Annotated in this window: 16 protein-coding genes and 2 tRNA genes; 7 read left to right on the plus strand and 11 right to left on the minus strand. The window is 71.6% G+C overall.

Features of this window, described 5'->3' with window-relative positions; translation table 11 throughout:
- Positions 1 to 97: 97 nt before the first annotated feature.
- Complete coding sequence (locus tag ACIP4Z_RS10875; protein ID WP_355347359.1) at positions 98 to 421, plus strand: multidrug efflux SMR transporter; 324 nt, start codon at positions 98 to 100, stop codon at positions 419 to 421.
- Between the two features lie 36 nt (positions 422 to 457).
- Here ACIP4Z_RS10875 and ACIP4Z_RS10880 read toward each other — a convergent pair whose 3' ends face one another.
- Positions 458 to 1,006, minus strand: a complete 549-nt coding sequence (locus ACIP4Z_RS10880) for a TetR family transcriptional regulator (protein ID WP_401306506.1) — start codon at positions 1,004 to 1,006, stop codon at positions 458 to 460.
- A 145-nt stretch (positions 1,007 to 1,151) separates the two neighbouring features.
- Here ACIP4Z_RS10880 and hisN point away from each other — a divergent pair, with 145 nt between their 5' ends.
- Positions 1,152 to 1,961 (plus strand): histidinol-phosphatase, encoded by an 810-nt coding sequence (hisN, locus tag ACIP4Z_RS10885; RefSeq protein WP_401306509.1) that lies wholly within the window; start codon positions 1,152 to 1,154, stop codon positions 1,959 to 1,961.
- Between the two features lie 207 nt (positions 1,962 to 2,168).
- Positions 2,169 to 2,618: a cyclic nucleotide-binding/CBS domain-containing protein gene (locus ACIP4Z_RS10890; RefSeq protein ID WP_401306512.1), complete on the plus strand. Its 450-nt coding sequence runs from the start codon at positions 2,169 to 2,171 to the stop codon at positions 2,616 to 2,618.
- Between the two features lie 131 nt (positions 2,619 to 2,749).
- Here ACIP4Z_RS10890 and ACIP4Z_RS10895 read toward each other — a convergent pair whose 3' ends face one another.
- Positions 2,750 to 4,201: a catalase gene (locus ACIP4Z_RS10895; RefSeq protein WP_391044803.1), complete on the minus strand. Its 1,452-nt coding sequence runs from the start codon at positions 4,199 to 4,201 to the stop codon at positions 2,750 to 2,752.
- Positions 4,202 to 4,388: 187 nt separating this feature from the next.
- Here ACIP4Z_RS10895 and ACIP4Z_RS10900 point away from each other — a divergent pair, with 187 nt between their 5' ends.
- Positions 4,389 to 4,799 (plus strand): Fur family transcriptional regulator, encoded by a 411-nt coding sequence (locus ACIP4Z_RS10900; RefSeq protein WP_355347371.1) that lies wholly within the window; start codon positions 4,389 to 4,391, stop codon positions 4,797 to 4,799.
- On the opposite strand, the gene ACIP4Z_RS10905 is transcribed toward ACIP4Z_RS10900, so the two are convergent.
- The 5 genes from ACIP4Z_RS10905 to ACIP4Z_RS10925 all read right to left on the minus strand — a co-directional run bounded on the left by ACIP4Z_RS10905 (position 4,765) and on the right by ACIP4Z_RS10925 (position 11,852).
- The gene (locus ACIP4Z_RS10905) at positions 4,765 to 6,093 is read right to left on the minus strand and encodes a HEAT repeat domain-containing protein (protein WP_401306515.1); all 1,329 of its coding nucleotides are present in this window, start codon (positions 6,091 to 6,093) and stop codon (positions 4,765 to 4,767) included. The two genes, ACIP4Z_RS10900 and ACIP4Z_RS10905, sit on opposite strands and share 35 nt — an antisense overlap.
- Positions 6,094 to 6,368: 275 nt before the next feature.
- Positions 6,369 to 6,442 (minus strand) — tRNA-Met (locus ACIP4Z_RS10910).
- Positions 6,443 to 6,617: 175 nt separating this feature from the next.
- Positions 6,618 to 8,555: a tetratricopeptide repeat protein gene (locus ACIP4Z_RS10915; protein WP_401306517.1), complete on the minus strand. Its 1,938-nt coding sequence runs from the start codon at positions 8,553 to 8,555 to the stop codon at positions 6,618 to 6,620.
- Positions 8,556 to 8,804: 249 nt separating this feature from the next.
- Positions 8,805 to 8,878, minus strand: a tRNA-Met gene (locus ACIP4Z_RS10920).
- An 82-nt stretch (positions 8,879 to 8,960) separates the two neighbouring features.
- Positions 8,961 to 11,852 carry a UPF0182 family protein gene (locus ACIP4Z_RS10925; RefSeq protein WP_355347431.1) on the minus strand — a complete coding sequence of 964 codons (2,892 nt, stop codon included), beginning with the start codon at positions 11,850 to 11,852 and terminating at the stop codon, positions 8,961 to 8,963.
- Positions 11,853 to 11,984: 132 nt separating this feature from the next.
- On the opposite strand from ACIP4Z_RS10925, the gene ACIP4Z_RS10930 reads away from it, so the two are divergent.
- Positions 11,985 to 12,542 (plus strand): PPA1309 family protein, encoded by a 558-nt coding sequence (locus ACIP4Z_RS10930; protein ID WP_355347380.1) that lies wholly within the window; start codon positions 11,985 to 11,987, stop codon positions 12,540 to 12,542.
- Between the two features lie 72 nt (positions 12,543 to 12,614).
- On the opposite strand, the gene ACIP4Z_RS10935 is transcribed toward ACIP4Z_RS10930, so the two are convergent.
- From ACIP4Z_RS10935 to ACIP4Z_RS10950, 4 genes are all read right to left on the minus strand, one after another.
- Positions 12,615 to 13,688 carry a PDZ domain-containing protein gene (locus ACIP4Z_RS10935; protein WP_401306521.1) on the minus strand — a complete coding sequence of 358 codons (1,074 nt, stop codon included), beginning with the start codon at positions 13,686 to 13,688 and terminating at the stop codon, positions 12,615 to 12,617.
- 101 nt (positions 13,689 to 13,789) lie between these two features.
- A complete protein-coding gene (locus tag ACIP4Z_RS10940) occupies positions 13,790 to 13,969 on the minus strand; it encodes a hypothetical protein (RefSeq protein ID WP_355347386.1) in 180 nt (59 codons plus the stop codon).
- A gap of 126 nt (positions 13,970 to 14,095) precedes the next feature.
- On the minus strand, positions 14,096 to 14,575 hold the full coding sequence (locus tag ACIP4Z_RS10945) for a molybdenum cofactor biosynthesis protein MoaE (RefSeq protein ID WP_401306525.1): 480 nt from the start codon (positions 14,573 to 14,575) through the stop codon (positions 14,096 to 14,098).
- 87 nt (positions 14,576 to 14,662) lie between these two features.
- The gene (locus ACIP4Z_RS10950) at positions 14,663 to 15,766 is read right to left on the minus strand and encodes an SDR family oxidoreductase (protein ID WP_355347392.1); all 1,104 of its coding nucleotides are present in this window, start codon (positions 15,764 to 15,766) and stop codon (positions 14,663 to 14,665) included.
- Positions 15,767 to 15,933: 167 nt separating this feature from the next.
- Between ACIP4Z_RS10950 and ACIP4Z_RS10955 the strand changes: the two genes are divergently transcribed.
- Both ACIP4Z_RS10955 and ACIP4Z_RS10960 read left to right on the plus strand, forming a co-directional pair.
- Complete coding sequence (locus ACIP4Z_RS10955) at positions 15,934 to 17,376, plus strand: zinc-dependent metalloprotease (RefSeq protein WP_355347395.1); 1,443 nt, start codon at positions 15,934 to 15,936, stop codon at positions 17,374 to 17,376.
- Positions 17,373 to 17,912 (plus strand): NUDIX domain-containing protein, encoded by a 540-nt coding sequence (locus tag ACIP4Z_RS10960; RefSeq protein WP_391044330.1) that lies wholly within the window; start codon positions 17,373 to 17,375, stop codon positions 17,910 to 17,912. The genes ACIP4Z_RS10955 and ACIP4Z_RS10960 overlap by 4 nt, the downstream gene beginning before the upstream one ends.
- Positions 17,913 to 17,976: the final 64 nt, after the last annotated feature.

A 17,976-nucleotide genomic window follows, 5' to 3' on the forward strand; every position in this document is an offset into this window, starting at 1 on the left:
CGCTTTCGGCGACCGGAGGGGCGGTTTCCGGGCAGGCTGTGTGATGATCGACAGCGCACACAGGTTTCGGAGACGGAGTGGGAACGGGAGGCACCCGATGGCCTGGCTGCTCGTGGTGGTCGCAGGCATCCTTGAGACGGGGTTCGCGGTCTGCCTCAAGCTGTCGCACGGCTTCACCCGTATCTGGCCGACCATCGCCTTCGCCCTGTTCGCGCTGGGCTCCTTCGGTCTGCTGACGCTGTCGCTGAAGAAGCTGGACGTCGGCCCGGCGTACGCCGTCTGGACCGGCATCGGCGCGGCGGGCACCGCGATCTACGGCATGATCTTCCTCGGCGACGTCGTCTCCACGCTGAAGATCGTGTCCATCTCGTTGGTGATCGCGGGCGTCATCGGCCTCCAGATCTCCGGCTCGGCGCACTGACGGTTCACGGGCGGCGCCCGCGCGGACCGTGCGCCGCTACGGCTCCTCCCCCGTCGCGGGCCACGACAGCAGGCTGCGGACGAGCTGCGCCACCCGCAGACACGCCTTCTCGTCACTGGCGGCGGGCGCGATCACGTACGACAGGGTGAGCCGGATCGCCGCCTCGCAGGCCCATCCGATGTCCTGGGGCCGCAGCCGCGGGTAGCCGCGGACGAGCGCGTCGACCGTACGGGCCTTGAGGGATTCGACCAGGCCGCCCTCGGCGCCGGTGAGGGCGGCGGCGACCACCGGACTGCGCCGGGCGGACCGCAGGGTCCAGCCCGCGGCGCCCGCGAAGCACTCCCCCGCGTCGGCGCCGACCCGGCCCGCGGCGGCCAACTCGCGGTCGACACCGGCCAGATAGCCCTCGGTCTCGCGCCGGGCGAGGGCGCGCGCGAGCCCTTCCTTGCTGCTGAACTCGTTGTAGAGGGTCTGCCGCGACACCCCGGCCGCCGCCGCGACCTCGACCATCCGTACGGCTTCCCAGGGCCGGTCGCCGAGCGCGGCGAACGCCGCGTCCAGGAGCGATTCCCGCGCTGTAGGCATCATTGCCTCCAAGGCGCCACGAGGTGTCCGCGCGATGGCGCGGACAGCGGCCGTGCGGAAAGAATTGACGCGCTGTCCTGGTCTGTCAAGGTTGCGCGCAGGGCGGAGATGACCGGGACCAGGCGAGATCGCTACTGTTCGGCTTATGCCCGAATTCAACGACGATCTGCGCCTGGCCCACGTGCTGGCCGATGCCGCCGACGCCGCGACCATGGCCCGCTTCAAGGCGCTCGACCTCAAGGTCGAGACCAAGCCCGACCTGACGCCGGTGAGCGAGGCGGACAAGGCGGCCGAGGAGCTGATCCGGGGCCAGTTGGCGCGGGCGCGCCCGCGGGACGCGGTGCTCGGCGAGGAGTACGGCAGCCAGGGCGCGGGGCCGCGGCGCTGGGTGATCGACCCGATCGACGGCACCAAGAACTATGTGCGCGGCGTTCCGGTGTGGGCGACCCTGATCGCGCTGATGGTCCGCGGCGAGCAGGGCGACGAGAGCGTGGTCGGCGTGGTCTCCGCGCCCGCGCTCGGCCGCCGCTGGTGGGCGGCGAAGGGCGACGGCGCGTACACCGGCCGCAGCCTGTCGTCGGCGACCCGGCTGCACGTCTCGGGCGTGAGCCGGCTGGAGGACGCGTCCTTCGCGTACTCCTCGCTGAGCGGCTGGGAGGAGCGGGGGCGGCTCGACGGCTTCCTGCGCCTGTCGCGCGATGTCTGGCGCACCCGCGGCTACGGCGACTTCTGGCCGTACATGATGGTCGCCGAGGGTGCGGTGGACATCTGCGCGGAGCCCGAGCTGAGCACGTGGGACATGGCGGCCAACGACGTGATCGTGCGCGAGGCCGGTGGCCGCTTCACCTCGCTCGACGGCGAGCCGGGCCCCTTCGGCGGGAACGCGGCGGCCTCCAACGGCCTGCTGCACGAGGAGCTGCTGGGGTACGTGGGCGGTTCGGACGGCGTCGCCTAGCAGGTCGGAGCGGCGCGGCGCGAGCCGCGCGCGGCGGCGGGTCACCTCGCGGCGGGAGCTTCGCGCGCCCCCTTGCCGGTCCTCCGGGGGCGTGTGACTATGAAGGTGCCCCCGCTTGTGAACTTGTGAAACCGTTCACGCGAGCGTCTCCCGGCTCGCCGGACGGCGGTCCCGTGTGAGGGCTTCACACAAGGAGGTGCCCGTCCCATGCTGGTCCGCGACGCGATGAGCACGGTGGTACTCACCATCGGCCCCGCCCACACCCTCCGCCAGGCCGCCCAGTTGATGTCCGCCCGCCGAGTCGGCGCGGCCATAGTCCTCGACACCGACACCTGCGGTCTCGGCATCCTCACCGAGCGCGACGTCCTCGACGCGATCGGGGACGGTCTCAGCCCCGACCGCGAACTCGCCCACGCCCACACCACGACCGATGTCGTCTTCGCCGCCCCGCAGTGGACCCTCGACGAGGCCGCCGCCGCCATGCTGCACGGCGGTTTCCGTCACCTGGTCGTCCTTGAGGGCCGCGATCCGATCGGCGTGGTCTCCGTCCGCGACATCATCCGCTGCTGGTCCGCGCAGCGGCCCGCGACGCCGTCCGCGTCGCCGTCCACGACACCGGCCACGACACCGACCGCGACCGCCCTGACCAGCGCGTAGCCGCTTTTCGGAACGGCCGGCACGCTCGGCTTCGGAACGGCACGCACGCGCCTTCGGTTCCGCACGCGGACGCGCAGAAGAGGCCGGAGCCCTTTGGCGTCCGGCCTCTTCGGCCAACGGCGAGCGACGGGTCAGGTGCGGAGGGCCTGGACCGCTGCCTCCAGTCGCTTGCCGTAGTCGGGGTCCGCGCGGCGGAAGTTGTCGACGGCGCGCTCGACGACGTCCTCGCGGGAGACCTTGGCGATGAAGCCCGCCAGGTTGTCGATCAGCCGGGTCTTCTCGTCCTCGGACATGAGCCGGTACAGGGTGCCCGCCTGCCCGAAGTCGTCGTCCTCGGCATGCGCGGGCGCGGCGGAGTACCGGGTCGCGCCGGACACCTCGACGGGCTCCCACAGCGGGCGGCCGGTCTCGGCCGGACCGCCGAAGCTGTTCGGCTCGTAGTTCTTGGCACCCTGGTGGCGGCCGTCGTAGAGGGCGCCGTCCCTGCTGTGCGTCCGCGCCTCAGTGGCGTGCGGGCGGTTGACCGGCAAGTGGTCGGCGTTGACGCCGACCCGGTAGCGGTGCGCGTCGCCGTACGCGAACAGGCGGCCCTGGAGCATCTTGTCCGGGGACGGGCCGATGCCGGGCACGAAGTGCGCGGGGCTGAAGACCGACTGCTCGACCTCGGCGAAGACGTTCTCCGGGTTGCGGTTCAGCTCCAGCCTGCCGATCTCGACCGGCGGGTAGTCCGCGTGCGGCCACACCTTGGTGAGGTCGAACGGGTTGAAGCGGTACGTGGCCGCGTCCGCCGCGGGCATGATCTGCACCTGCACGGTCCAGGACGGGAACGCGCCGCGCTCGATCGCCTCGCGCAGGTCGCGCTGGTGGGAGTCGGGGTCCATGCCCGAGACGCGCACGGCCTCCCCGGTGGCGAGGTTCCTGATCCCCTGGTCGGTCTTGAAGTGGTACTTGACCCAGAAGACCTCTCCGGCCTCGTTGTTCCACTGGTAGGTGTGCGAGCCGTAGCCGTTCATGTGCCGGTAGCTGGCCGGGATGCCGCGGTCGCCGAAGAGCCAGGTCACCTGGTGTGTCGACTCCGGGCTGAGCCCCCAGAAGTCCCAGACGTTGTCCGCCTCCTGGGAGCCGGTGTACGGGTCGCGCTTCTGGGTGTGGATGAAGTCGGGGAACTTCAGGGCGTCCTTGATGAAGAACACCGGGGTGTTGTTGCCGACGAGGTCGTAGTTGCCCTCCTCGGTGTAGAACTTCAGCGCGAAGCCGCGCGGGTCGCGGACGGCGTCGGCCGAGCCGAGGTTGCCCGCGACGGTGGAGAAGCGCAGGAACGTCTCGGTCCGCTTGCCGACCTCGGAAAGGAACTTCGCCCGCGTCCAGCGCGAGACGTCACGGGTCAGCGTGAAGGTGCCGTACGCACCGGCGCCCCGCGCGTGCACGACCCGCTCCGGGATGCGCTCGCGGTTGAAGTGCGCGAGCTTCTCCAGCAGGTGCTGGCTCTGGACGAGCACCGGGCCGCCGAGGCCCGCCGTCTCGCTGTTCTGGTTGTCCGCGACCGGCGCCCCGGCCTCCGTGGTCAGCGCACTCGTGGTCAGCGGACCCGTCTCCTGAACCGTCACGTGCTTCTCCTCCAGATCGTCCGGCCCCCCGGCATGCCCATCGGCTCGCGCCGGAGCCGATCCTACTCTGGACAATGTCTAAGTCAAGAAGAGAGCCAATAGAGGATGGGGGTCAGGAACAGACCCTTTCGATCCAGGTTGCCCCGCTGTTACCCTGGCTCGCATGAGCGACCTGCTGGAACGACTGCGCGAACGCGGCTGGCGGCTGACCGCCCAGCGGCGCGTGGTGGCGGAGGTCCTCGACGGCGACCATGTCCATCTCACCGCCGACGAGGTGCACGCGCGTGCCATCGCACGGCTGCCGGAGATCTCCCGCGCCACCGTGTACAACACGCTGGGCGAGATGGTGAGCATCGGCGAGATCATCGAGGTCGCCACCGACGGCCGCGCCAAGCGCTACGACCCCAACGCGCACCGGCCGCACCAGCACCTGGTCTGCTCCCGCTGCGGCACCATCCGCGACGTCCACCCGCACGGCGACCCGCTCGCGGCCCTCCCCCCGACCGAACGCTTCGGCTTCGCGGTCCAGGCGGCCGAGGTCACCTACCGGGGACTGTGCCCGGACTGCTCGTAGGCACGATCCGCTCGCAGGCCCTGCCGCCGATCCGCTCGGCGGCCCTGCGTACGGCCGGTTCCGTACGGGTCCTGCCGACCCACAGGGTCTCCACCGGGACATCGGCCGGCACCCGGGCCAGCGCCTCGAACACCTCGCGCGCCACGCCCGGATCGGGGTCGGTCGCCAACGGGCCGAGCAGGCCGACCAGTTCGGCGGGCTTGGCCAGCCGCCCGATCGCGCGGGCGGCGGCCCTGCGCACCATCGGCGGCCAGTTCTCGGCATGATCGCGCTCGCGGGGTCCGAGCAGCCGCGTCAGCAGCGCCGCGTCGGAGGCGTCCCCGCACTCCCCGAGACCGGCCGCCAGTCCCGCGACGAGCCGGGGCGCGGTCGTCCTGCCGACCTTGCGGAGCTGCCTGCGGTAGACGTCGGCGGGCGGCTCCCCGCGCCGGTACAACTGCCAACGGGCCTGCGCCCGTACCATCCTGGCCCGGTCGGCCAGCGGCGCGACCAGCCGCGTGGCGGGCACGTCGCCGGGCAGCGCGGCCACCGCCAGCTCCCGTACGCCCGCGCCGCGCGCCCACATCAACCGGCCCGCCTGGTCGGGGTCCAGCTCCAGCAGCCGCTGCGCGCAGAGCCTGCGGCAGACCTGGTCGCGGTCGTGCAGCGCGGTCCGCAGCAGGTCGCCGCGGACGTAACTGCCGAGGTCCAGGGCGAGTTCGACGCCGAAGCGGCGGGCCAGCGGGTCGGAGTCGGCGGCCAGCGCCCGCACGGCGCGGCGGTGCGGAGGCTCGCTCAGCACCGCGCGGTACGAGGCGAGCAGCCCGCCCGCCCGGCGCCTGCCGCCGAGCCTGAGCAGCACGCGGACGGCCGCCGCCACCTCGTCCGGCGCGTTGCGGGCCACCAGGGCGGCGGTGGCGCGCTCGCTCACCTCCGGCACCCAGTCGACCGTCCGCAGGGCGAGCGCGGCCACGGCCAGCGGCCCGCCGCATCCGGCCAGGCTCTCGACGGCCCCGGCCCGCACCCGGCCGTCCTCGTCGAGCGAGGCCAGCAGCAGACGCAGCGGATCGACACCGGCGTGGCCGCCGGCGGCCCAGCGGTGGGCGCCGCCGCCATGCCAGGGCCTGGCGTGCCGGTCGAGCAGCAGCAGAAGGTCCGCAGGAGCGTCGCCGAGCGCGGCGAGCGCCGCGGCCCTGTCGTACGGCGGTCCGTCCTCGACGACCGCGCGCAGGCCCGCGAGCAAGGTCACCGCGTCCTCGCGACGCCCGCCGAGCGCGGCCTCGCACCAGCGCTGCCAGCGTCCCGTGTCCACCACGGTGACACCCGCCTCGGATCGCCCTCGCCGCCTGCGCAGCAATCCCGCCTCCTCGCCCGTCGTACCCGACCAGGATCGCGCGCGAAGGTGCCGCGCCCAAGACGGTTCGGCGGGTCTTTGCCCGAATAAGAAGCCCGCACAAGGAGACTAAGAGAAAGCGCGCGGTGCCGCCGCGCGCGCAGCGCCCAGCGACCCGGCCCCGCAGCCCGGCCGACGACCGGTGTCGCACAGGAAGAAGGCCCGGAAGCCAATGGCTTCCGGGCCTTCTCTTTCCGTAGCGGGGACAGGATTTGAACCTGCGACCTCTGGGTTATGAGCCCAGCGAGCTACCGAGCTGCTCCACCCCGCGTCGTTGTGCCCTCACTGTAGACCAGCGTTCCTGACCAGCGCAAATCCATAGGCGGGCGGCCGTCGCAGCGGGTGGCCATTCCGGCTGAGGGGTGCCCCGGGCGGGGCGCCCCTCAGCCGGAAACGGTCAGGAACCGTACGGATGACCTGGTCAACCGCCGCTGACGACCGTCGGCTCACGCGGTCAGCTCGTGCTTGACCGCGGCGGTCAGCCGGGCCGCGCGCTCGGCGACCTCGGCGGGCCCGTAGGTGACCGCGCGGGAGCACCAGTGCTGCGCCTCGGCCAGCTCGCCGCGCCGGGCGGAGAGCAGCGCCATCCGCAGGGCGGCGCGGCCGTGCCCGGCGTCCGCGGCCCGCGTCCACCACAGGGCGGCCTCGGGCTCGGCGCCCTCGCGGGCCAGCAGCAGCCCGAGGTTGAAGGCCCCGTTGCGGGAACCGGCCTCGGCGGCCTGCCGGTACCAGTGCGCCGCGTCCACCACGTCCCCGCGCTTGGCGGCGCACATGCCGAGCCGTACCTGGGCGCGGCGGTGCCCCTGCCGGGCGGCCCGCTCGTACCACTCCTCGGCCTCGACGCTGCCCGTGGCCTCCGCGCCCGCGTCGCCCTCGTCCCGCTCGCGCTGCCTGCGCTCCAGGAGCGCGCCGAGCCGGAAGGCGGCCTCCGGGCTGCCGCCGCCCGCGGCGCACCGCAGGTGCCGCTCGGCGGCGTGGTGGTCGCCGTCGCGCTGGAGCGCGATGGCCACCTGGAGGGCGGCCTCGGCGTGCCCGGCGGCGGCGGCCCGCTCGTACCAGGCGCGCGCGGTGTCGGCCTCCTCGCGCCCGGCGTGCAGGATGCCGAGGTTGAAGGCGGCGTCGATGCTGCCCGCCTCCGCGGCCTTGGAGAACCACGGCTCGGCGCCCATCGCGTCGCCGCGCTGGAGCAGCAGCACGGCCAGCGCGTTGGCGGCCTCGCGGTGCCCGGCGTACGCGGCCTTGCGGTACCACTGCTCGGCCTGCGCGTTGCGGCTCTGGCCCGCGCAGAGCAGGCCGAGGTTGTAGGCGCCGTTGATGTCGCCCGCGTCCAGGGCCGTGCGGTACCAGCGCTCGGCGGTCTGCGTCTCGCCCTCCTGGGCGTGCAGCGCGCCGAGCGCGTTGGCGGCCTGGCCGTCGCCCGCCTGGGCGGCGCGCCGCCACCAGGTGGCGGCCTGGTCGATGTCGCCCGCGTCGCGCAGCAGGAACGCCAGCGCGCAGGCGGCCCGCGCCTCGCCGTCCCTGGCGGCCGTCAGATACCAACGGCCCGCCTCCGCCTGCTCGCCGCGCTCCTCCAGGAGCGTGCCCAGGCGCAGCGCGGCCCGCCGGTGGCGGCGCGCGGCGGCCTGCCGGTACCACTGCTCTGCCTCGTGGTTCTGGCCGCGCGCGGCGCATATCCGGGCGAGGCGGTACGCGGCCTCGCGGTGGCCGTGCTCGGCCGCGGCGCGGAACCAGCGCTCGGCGCCGCTCTCGCGCCGGTGGTCGAGCAGGTCGGCCAGCGCGTACGCGCCCAGCGTGTGGCCGGACTCGGCGGCCTGCCGCAGCCAGTACTCGGCCGCGGGCTCGTCGCCGCGCTCGCGGTAGTGCCGGCCCAGCGCGTGCGCGGCGGGCGCGGAGCCCGCCACGGCGGCGGTCCGCCACCAGTCGGCCGCCTCGTCGGCGTAACCGCGCTGGTGCAGCAGCAGGGCCAGGTTGTTGGCGGCGGCGCGGTCCCCGTGCGTGACGGCGGCGCGCAGGTACGGCTCCGCGCCGTCGAGGTCGCCGCGGCGCAGCAGCAGCGTGCCGAGCGCGCTCATGGCGTACGGGTCGCCGAGGTCGGCGGCGTGCCGGTGGCGCGCCTCGATCTCGGCCTCCTCGCGGAGCGCGAGGCCGTCCTCGTCGGTCGGTTCGGGAAGCCCGGGCAGGTCGTTGAGCCCGGCGGCCGGGGCGGCGACGGGCCCCAGGGACCGGGTGGCCACCGTCCCGGTGGACGCGGTGAGTTCGGCGGACGCGGGCTGCTCAGCCGACGGGCGCGGTGCGGGCAGCAGCGCGGTCGCGGTGACGGGCACGGTCGCGGACGCGGTCACGGGCGTCGAAGCCGACTCCTGGGCCAACCTTTCGGTCGACATGTCGACATCGCCCGTAGAACCACGCCGTTCGTGGATCTGACGAGTGTTCAGCAGTCTTGCACCATCCCCCATGAGGTCCATCGTCGCACCGTCCACTACCGCCGTACACCTGGTATACCGCAACCCGATTGGTCACTTCAGCGGTTTGTCGACTTCCCGACAAGGCGGCTTGCGAAACCCCGTTCACCGAACATCCCCCATATAAGTGAAGAGGGCCAAAGTCAGTTGACTTTGGCCCTCTTCGTACAGTAGCGGGGACAGGATTTGAACCTGCGACCTCTGGGTTATGAGCCCAGCGAGCTACCGAGCTGCTCCACCCCGCGTCGTTGTGTCCTCACCGTACCACGACGCGGAGTGTCACCCGATCAGCCCGCTTGTCGACCCATCAGGTCGATCGGCCCCGTCTTATGTCCCCTTGGCCGCCTTCTCCGCCTCCCGCGCCTGCTTCAGCGCCTCGGAGAGCTTCTTCTGCGCCTCGCCGTACGCCTGCCAGTCGCCCTTCTTCAGCGCCGCCTGACCGTCGTCGTACGCCTTCTGAGCGTCCGTCAGGGCCTGCTCCAGCGTCGCGTCGCCCGGTGGGCTGGTGGTCGGCGGGCTGGTCGTCGTCGGCGGCTGCGTGGTGTCGTCCGGCGGCGGCTTCGTCGTCGACTCGCCGTCGGGGCCGAACACCTCGTCCAGCGCGGCCTTCAGCGTGGGCTGGAAGCCGATCCGGTCGCCGAAGAGCACCACCACGCTCTTCATCAGCGGGTAGTTGTTGCCCGCGCCGCGTACGTACACCGGCTCCACGTACATCAGCCCGCCGTCCATCGGCACGGTGAGCAGATTGCCGTACTCCACGGTGGTGTCCGCGCCCGCCCGTTTGAGCTGGTTGATCTGCGGCGCGACCTTGTTGTCGGAGTTGAGCTTGGCCTGCACCTGTTTGGGCCCGTCGACCGTGGTGTTCGGCGGCAGTTGCAGCACTCTGATCGTGCCGTAGTCCTTGCTGGACGCGTCGGCGTTCACCGCCATGAACGCGCTCAGGTTGGAGCGGTCGTTCGGCGTGAAGGTGGACGTCAGCGAGAACGCCTGCTCCGACTGGTCGGGCATCTTCAGACTCAGGTAGTACGGCGGCACCGCCTTGCCCGTCTGGGCGGCCGGGTCGTCCGGGACCTCCCACACCTCACTGCCGGTGTAGAAGGTGGACGCCTTGGTGACGTGGTACTTGGTGAGCAGTTGCCGCTGCACCTTGAACAGGTCCTGCGGGTAGCGCAGGTGGTCCATCAGCTCGGCGCTGATCTTGTCCTTCGGCTGCACCGTGTGCGGGAACGCCTTCATCCACGTCTTGAGCACCGGGTCCTGGGTGTCCCACTGGTAGAGCGTGACCTCACCGGTGTAGGCGTTCACGGTCGCCTTGACCGAGTTGCGGATGTAGTTGACCTGATTCTGCTGCGCGATGACGGACCGCTGGTCGTCGGTGAGCGAGTCGGTCGTGGTGTCGCCGAGCGTGGTGCGCGACGCGTACGGATAGCCGTTGGTGGTGGTGTAGGCGTCGACGATCCACTCCACCTGGCCGTTGACCACGGCCGGGTACGGGTCGCCGTCGATGGTCAGCCAGGGCGCGACCGACTCCACCCGCTCCTTGGGAGTGCGGTTGTAGAGGATCTTCGAGCCCTTGCCGATCGCCCCCGAGTACAGGATCTGCGGCTCGCCGAACTGCACCGCGTACGCCGCCCGCGTCAGCGGGTTGGACAGGTCCACGCCGCTCTTGCCGGTGTACGTGAACGGCTTCTCGCCGCCCGCGTCGGTGTAGTCGATCTCCTGGGTCGGACCGCCGACGATCGAGTACTGCGTCGTCCGCTCGCCGTAGTAGACCCGCTGCTCGTACGTGCCGAGCTGGCCGGTGGTCGGCAGGTCCTTCTCGGTGAAGGCCGGCGAGCCGTCACTGGACACGTCGGTGCCCTTGGCGGCGACGATGCCGTAGCCGTGGGTGTACTTGAAGTGGTCGTTGATCCAGTTGTTCTCGGGGATGCCGTTGATGTTCAGCTCGCGCAGGCCGACGACCGTGTCCTGCTCCTTGCCCTTGGCGTCGCTGTAGCGGTCGACGTCGAGCGTGGAGGGGAAGGCGTAGTAGCCGCGCGTCTGCTGCAACTGCTGGTACGTGGGCGAGACCACGTTCGGGTCCAGCACGCGCACGCTCGCCGTGGTGTCCGCGTCGGCCCGCAGCTTTTCCGTACTGGACTCGCTGGTGCCGCTGTACGGCTTCACCTGGCTGTCCTTGATGCCGTACGCGGCACGCGTGGCATCGATGTTCTTCTGGATGTACGGCGCTTCCTTGGCCGCCTCGTTCGGCTGCACCTGGAACTTCTGCACGATGGCCGGGTAGAGGCCGCCGATCAGGATCGCCGAGAGCACCATCAGGCCGAAGCCGATCATCGGCAGCGACCAGGTGCGGCGCCAGAGGGTCGCGAAGAACAGCAGCGCGCAGATCACCGCGATGCAGAACAGGATCGTTTTGGCGGGCAGATACGCGTTCGCGTCCACGTACCGCAGACCGGTCCAGTTGTCAGTGGCCTTGAAGCCGCTGGACTTCACCGCGAGGCCGTAGCGGTCCAGCCAGTAGGCGACCGCCTTGAGCGAGATGAAGATGCCCAGCAGGACCGACAGATGCCCGGTGGCGGCGGCCGTGGCCCGGCCGCCGGGCGAGGTGATCCGCAGCCCGCCGTACAGGTAGTGCACCAGGGCGGCGGCGACCAGCGAGAGCACCACGGCCGCGAAGCCGAAGCTCAGCAGGAAGCGGTACCAGGGGAGGTCGAAGGCGTAGAAGGACACGTCCTTGTGGAACTGCGGGTCCTTGACGTTGAACTTCGTGGCGTTCGTCCACAGCAGCCACAGCCGCCACTGCCCCGAGGCCGATCCGCCGGCGATGAGCCCGACCACCGCGCAGACCCCGAGGAGCACCCACTTCTTGTACGGCGCGAGACCCATCCGGTAGCGGTCGAGGCTCTGCTGCTCCAGCGACATCGCGCTGAGCGGCGGGCGGAGCCGGTGTGCCAGATAGATGTTCACGCCGACCGCTCCGGCCATCAGCAGGCCGAAGACGAAGAACAGACCGACCTTGGTCCAGAGCGTGGTGGTGAAGACCGACGAGTAGTGAACCGATCGGTACCAGAGCCAGTCGGTCCAGAATCCCGCGAAGATCACGAACGCGATCATCAGACCGGCGAGCACGCCGATCGTGATGAGCAACGTCCGGGTCCGCCGGGATGGGCGGCCGACTCTGATCCGTGGCCCCGACGATCCTCCGCCGCGGTCCGGCATCTCGAATACCAAGGTGCGCACCTCGAATTGTCCGTATTTCTGGGGTGTCCCGGGTCGGACTCCCACTGGTGCAACTTACCTACGCTTTGGCCGGTTCCCGATTCCGGCAAGGGAAGAGGCAGGATACTGACCATGTCCAACAATGCGACCGATGGTGCACCGCTCGCGGCGAGCCCGCTGACCCGTGCCGTACTGGAAATCGACGAGTACGCGTCCGGCCTCGGCTGGGACCGGCCCGCACGGCTGTTCGCCCTTGTCGACACCGCGCAGCTCCGTACGCAGGAACCCGGCCTCGCCGATCAACTCGGCCTGACCGAGACGAACGAGACGGGGTCGCTGACCCCGATCGAGCAGGACGAGCTGCCGTCCGGCACGGCGCTCGACGAGTTCCTGGCGACGATCGCGTGGCCCGAGGTGATCGCGGGCTGCGCGCTGACCGTGGAGCGGCTGATGCTGCCGCCCGCCGCCGAGGCGGCCATTCCCGAGGGCCTGGACGACGCGTCGCTGGCCACGTGGGTGGCGGCGCACCCGCAGCGCCAGGAGGTGCGGATGACGGTCGCGGTGCTGCGGGACGGCGCGCGGGAGTCGGCCGTACGGCTGCGGGCCAAGGACACGCCGACCGAGGTGCTGACCGGTTCCGATCTGGTGCCGGGTCTGGCGGAGGCACTGTCGGCGACCTTCGAGGTCTGAGCGCCCGGTGGCGCGGCCGGGCTGAACCGACCTGAGCTGACCGGGACTGAGCGGACCGGGACTGAGCCGGTCTCAGCTCTTGCAGCTCGGCAGCGCCGCGTCGTTGCCCGACTTGATGTCCTTCAGCGCCGCCAAGGCGTCGTCCAGGGTCTTCACCTTCACCAGGGTGAGGCCCGAGGGGATGCTCTTGGCGGCCTCTTCGCAGTTGTCGGCCGGGGTGAGGAAGAACTGCGCGCCCTTGTCGCGCGCGCCGATCGTCTTCAGGCTGATGCCGCCGATCGGTCCGACCTTGCCGTTGTCGTCGATGGTGCCGGTGCCCGCGACGAATTTGCCGCCGGTCAGGTCGTCGGGCGTCAGCTTGTCGATGATGCCGAGCGCGAACATCATGCCCGCGCTGGGTCCGCCGACGTCGGCGAGCTTGATGTCGATGGTGAACGGGTACAGGTGCTCGACGCCCGCCTGGATGCCGACCACGGCGCGCGACGGGCCGCCGTCGTCCGAGGCGCGGGTGGTGATGGTCACCTTCTGCGTGGTGTCCAGCTTCTTCTTCGCGTCGGCGGCCGGGATGATCGTGAAGACCACCTTCTCGCCCGGCTTGTGCTTGGTGACCAGGCCCGCGACCTGGTCGGCCTTGGTGATCGCGGTGCCGTCGACGGCCTTGATCACATCGCCCGCGTGCAGTTCGCCCTCGGACGCCCCGCCGCTGACGACGGCCGCGACGATCACCCGTGAGGGCACGGGGATCTTCAGCGAGGTCAGCGCCGCGTACTTGGCGCTGTCCTGTGACTGGCTGAACTCCTCGGCGTTCTGCTGGTCGGCCTCCTGGGCCGTCTGCCCCTTCGGGTACAGCGTGTCGTGCTCCACGACCTTGTCGTCCCGCCGCGCCCAGCCGAGCAGCGACTCCACCAGGTTCATGGAGTAGTCGGCGCCGGTGACCCGCACGGTGGTCATGTTGAGGTGACCCGACGTCGCGTACGTCTTGTGGCCGCCGATCTGGATGACCATTTCGCCGTCGTAGCTCCCGAGTGTGTTCACCGTCGGTCCCGGCGACATCTCCGAGTACGGTGCGGGAGCCAGCAGCGCGATGCACAGCAGCGCTATCAGCGTCAGTGTCGAGGCGAGCAGCGTCGCGGTGCGGCGTGGCATGGCACGACCCTACGGGAACCGCCGGACAACCGGCCCGCGGGGTGAGTCCGGACGGGTACGCGGCCGTGCGGCGCCTGTTCTGCCGTCCCGGTGCCCGGTCCTCAGACCGTCTCGGTGTCCGGCTTCTCCGCCGACTCGGCCTGCATGGCCTGCCGGAACCGCTCGTACCCGGCGAGCGACGCGCCGTCCCCGGTGGTGCGGGTGTGCGACGCCCAGCGTGCCCAGACCGCGGCGAACACCGCGGCGACCAACGGAATGAGCAACCAAGCGAGTGCTGCCACGTCGAACTCCCGACCCCATGTACACCAAAACGGACGTATGAGCAGATTAACCGCTCTGTGCACCAACGGCCCGGTGGGGTACGGGGTTACGCCCCCGCGCGTCGCTCACGATCCGCCGGACAGGCCCTAGACGCCGACCCATTCCTCGGTGCCGTCGGTGAACGTCTGGTGCTTCCAGATCGGGACCTCGCTCTTGAGGTCGTCGATGAAGCGGCGGCTGGCCTCGAACGCCTCGCCGCGGTGCGGGCAGGAGACGGCGACGATCACCGCGATGTCGCCGACCCGCAGTTCACCCACCCGGTGGACGGCGGCCAGCGCGCGTACCGGGTAGTCGGCGGCGATCTTCTCGGCGATCCCGCGCAGTTCGGCCTCCGCGCTGGGGTGCGCCGAATACGCCAGACCGGTGACCTCGGCGGCCGAACCGCCGTCGTGGTCGCGTACCGTCCCGACGAACAGCGCCGTGCCGCCGGCCGCGTCGTCGCCGACCGAGGCGAAGACCTCGTCCAGCGACAGCGGGGTGTCGCGGATCGCGAGCAGCCGGATCGGACCGTCGGCGGCCCGGGCGCGGTCGGCGGGGGCGGCGTGTTCGTCGTGCGTGGATGCCATGCGGCACATGCTGCCTCATATGCCCGCGATACGGAAAGTGGCTTCCACCACCGCGGGGCGACGGACGCGCCTTCGGATCTATCGGATCTAGAGGCCGCGCCGCTTGCGGGCCCTGCGCACCAGCGCCGCCGTACCGACCAGCGCGACCGTGGCGCCCGCCGCGCCCAGCGTCGTGGCGTCCTTGCGGCCGAGCCTGCGGCCCGCGAGCGAATTGCGGCCCTCGACCTCGGCGAGCAGCTCGGCCAGCACCTCCTCGTTGGACCACTGCGGGCGCCAGCCCGCCTCGTGCAGGCGGCTGCCGCTGACCACCCACGGGTGCATCGTGTACGCGAGGTCCCCCGCGGGCGACGGGGTCAGGCCGAGGCGGTGCAGCCGGGCGGCGGCGCCGAAGGCGATGGCCGCGGGCAGTTCCATGCGCCGGATCCCGGTCAGCTCCTCGATCTCCTCCTGCTCCAGCCAGCCGTCGCAGCCCACCGCCATCTCGCCGTCGACCTTCTCCAGGACGGCGTACTCCAGCGCCGACACCAGGTCCTCGACGTGGCAGAACTGCCAGCACGGCCTGCTGCCCGCCACCACCAGCAGCCGCGGCGACTCGAAGTAGCGGGTCAGCGCGGTGTCCGTGCCGCCGACCAGGACGGCAGGGCGCAGAACCGTCACATTGAGGCCGGGGTGGGCGCGCGGGGCGCGGCGGCCGAGCCGTTCAATCTCCAGCAGGTCGTCCACGAAGCTGGCCTCCGAGGTGGCCCGCAGCGGGGCGTCCTCGGCGAGCGGCACGTCGTTGTCGGCCTGGGCGCCGTAGACCATCGCCGAGGTGCACAGCACCACACGGTGCACGCCCGCGGCAGCGGCGGCGGTCAGTACGGTCTGCGTACCGCGCACATTGAACGCGGACCGCGCCTTGGCGTCGGATTCCAGGTCCAGGTCGAGCGCGAGGTGGACGACGACGTCCGCGCCGCGCAATTTGTCGGCGATGACCGGGTCCCGCACGTCGAGCACCCGCCAGGTCGCACCGGGCACGTCACCGCGCCGTTCGTCGATCGCCACGACCTTCTTGACCTGGTCGGATTCCACGAGCCTGAGCGCCAGCTGGCGGCCCACGCCGGACGCGGCGCCGGTGATCGCGACCACCGGTCCCGACGCGGCCCTGCCCGCGCTCCGCTCTGGGCGAACGTGTCCTTCTGGGGAACTCACCGGGTGTCTCCCACGGTTGTTTCAAGTACGGGTGCGGCTGGCGCACGCCATCGGCGTGACGTCGGTACGCAGCCATCCTGCCTGACACGTGTCTAGGCTGGAGGTACTGCCCGTACACCGAGCCCGACACAACCCCAGCCCATCACAACACAGAGCCGAGGAATCCCGTGAGTGACAACCCATTCGGATTCGGCGTCCCTCCCGAGGAGCCCGAGGACGGGGACGACGGCCGGAAGAACAAGGGCGAAGGGGGCCAGGGCGGAGCGCCGAACCCGTTCGGCTTCGGTGGCGTCGGCGGCGGCGCCGCCGGCGACAACCCGTTCGCGGCGATGTTCGGCTCGCTCAACCCCAACGACCTGGGGGCCGCCTTCCAGCAGCTCGGCCAGATGCTGTCCTACGACGGCGGCCCGGTGAACTGGGACATGGCCAAGGACATCGCCCGCCAGACGGTCGCCCAGGGCACCCAGGACGGCGTCAAGGACGCGACCGTCGGCCGCGCCGACCGCTCGTGGGTCGAGGAGGCCGTACGGCTGGCGGATCTGTGGCTGGACAGCGCCACCTCGCTGCCGTCCGGGTCCGGCTCCGCGGTGGCCTGGAGCCGCGCGGAGTGGGTCGAGGCGACGCTTCCGGTGTGGAAGGAGCTGGTCGACCCGGTCGCCGAGCGCGTCGCCGGGGCGATGGGCGATGTGCTGCCCGAGGAGATGCAGGCCATGTCCGGCCCGCTGATCGGGATGATGCGCTCGATGGGCGGCGCGATGTTCGGCTCCCAGATCGGGCAGGCGCTCGGCACCCTGGCCGGTGAGGTCGTCGGCTCCACCGATGTCGGCCTGCCCCTGGGCCCGGCGGGCAAGGCGGCGCTGCTCCCCGCGAATGTGACCGCCTTCGGCGAGGGCCTGGGCGTCCCGCAGGAGGAGGTGCGGCTCTACCTGGCGCTGCGCGAGAGCGCTCACCAGCGGCTCTTCGCGCACGTGCCGTGGCTGCGCGCGCATCTGTTCGGCGCCGTGGAGGGTTACGCGCGCGGGATCAAGGTCGACACCGCGCGGCTGGAGGAGGCGGTGGGGCAGCTCGACCCCTCGCAGCCCGAGCAGCTTCAGGAAGCGCTTCAGCAGGGCATGTTCCAGCCCGAGGACACCCCGGCGCAGAAGGCGGCGCTGGCCCGCCTGGAGACGGCCCTCGCGCTCGTCGAGGGCTGGGTGGACGCGGTCGTGCACGAGGCCGCCGCCCCGCACCTGCCGTCCGCGGGCGCGCTGCGCGAGACGCTGCGCCGCCGCCGCGCCACCGGCGGTCCCGCCGAGCAGACCTTCGCCACCCTGATCGGTCTTGAGCTGCGGCCCCGCAGGCTGCGGGACGCCTCCCGGCTGTGGGCCTCGCTGACCGACGCCCGCGGTGTCGACGGCCGCGACGGCCTGTGGGCGCACCCCGACATGCTGCCGACCGCCGCCGACCTGGACGACCCGGACGGCTTCGTGCACAGCGAGGGCGTCGACTTCTCCGAGCTGGACAAGATGCTCGGCGAGGCCGCGAGCGGCGGCGACCGCAAGCCCGAGGCGCCCGGCGACGCGGCCGACAAGGGCGAGAACCCCGACGAGGACGGCGACTCCGGCAAGTGAGCCTTCTGCACGCGGACGCGGTCGGCGTCCTGGAGCGGTGGAGTGCGCCCGACGAGGGGCAGGAGCGGCTGCGCGAGGAGTATCTGGCGCACCTGGCGGCGTATCCCGACGGCATGTGGAAGGCGTGCGCCGACGGGCACATCACGGCGAGCGCGCTGGTGGTCGACCCGCCGCGCGAGCGCGCCCTGCTGACGCTGCACGCCAAGTTGCGCATGTGGCTCCAGACCGGCGGCCACTGCGAGCCGCAGGACACCACCCTGGCCGGGGCGGCGCTGCGGGAGAGCGCGGAGGAGTCCGGGATCGCCGGTCTCGGCCTGCTGCGGCCCGAGCCGGTGGCTCTGGACCGGCACCGTACGCCCTGCGCGTGGCATCTGGACGTGCAGTACGCGGTCGTCGCCCCCGAGGGCGCCGTCGAGGCGATCAGCGACGAGTCGCTGGATCTGCGCTGGTTCGGCTACGACGAGGTCGCGGCGGTCGCCGACAGCTCCGTACAGGCGCTGCTGGGCCGGATACGCGCGCTGACGCGGAGCGCCTGACACGGGCCGGAAAGAGGTGGCCGTTCAGGACCCGGGTCCTGAACGGCCACCTCTTTTGTGCGGC

Origin of the sequence: Streptomyces sp. NPDC088910 (assembly GCF_044749865.1) — a bacterium.
Classification (GTDB): Bacteria; Actinomycetota; Actinomycetes; order Streptomycetales; family Streptomycetaceae; genus Actinacidiphila.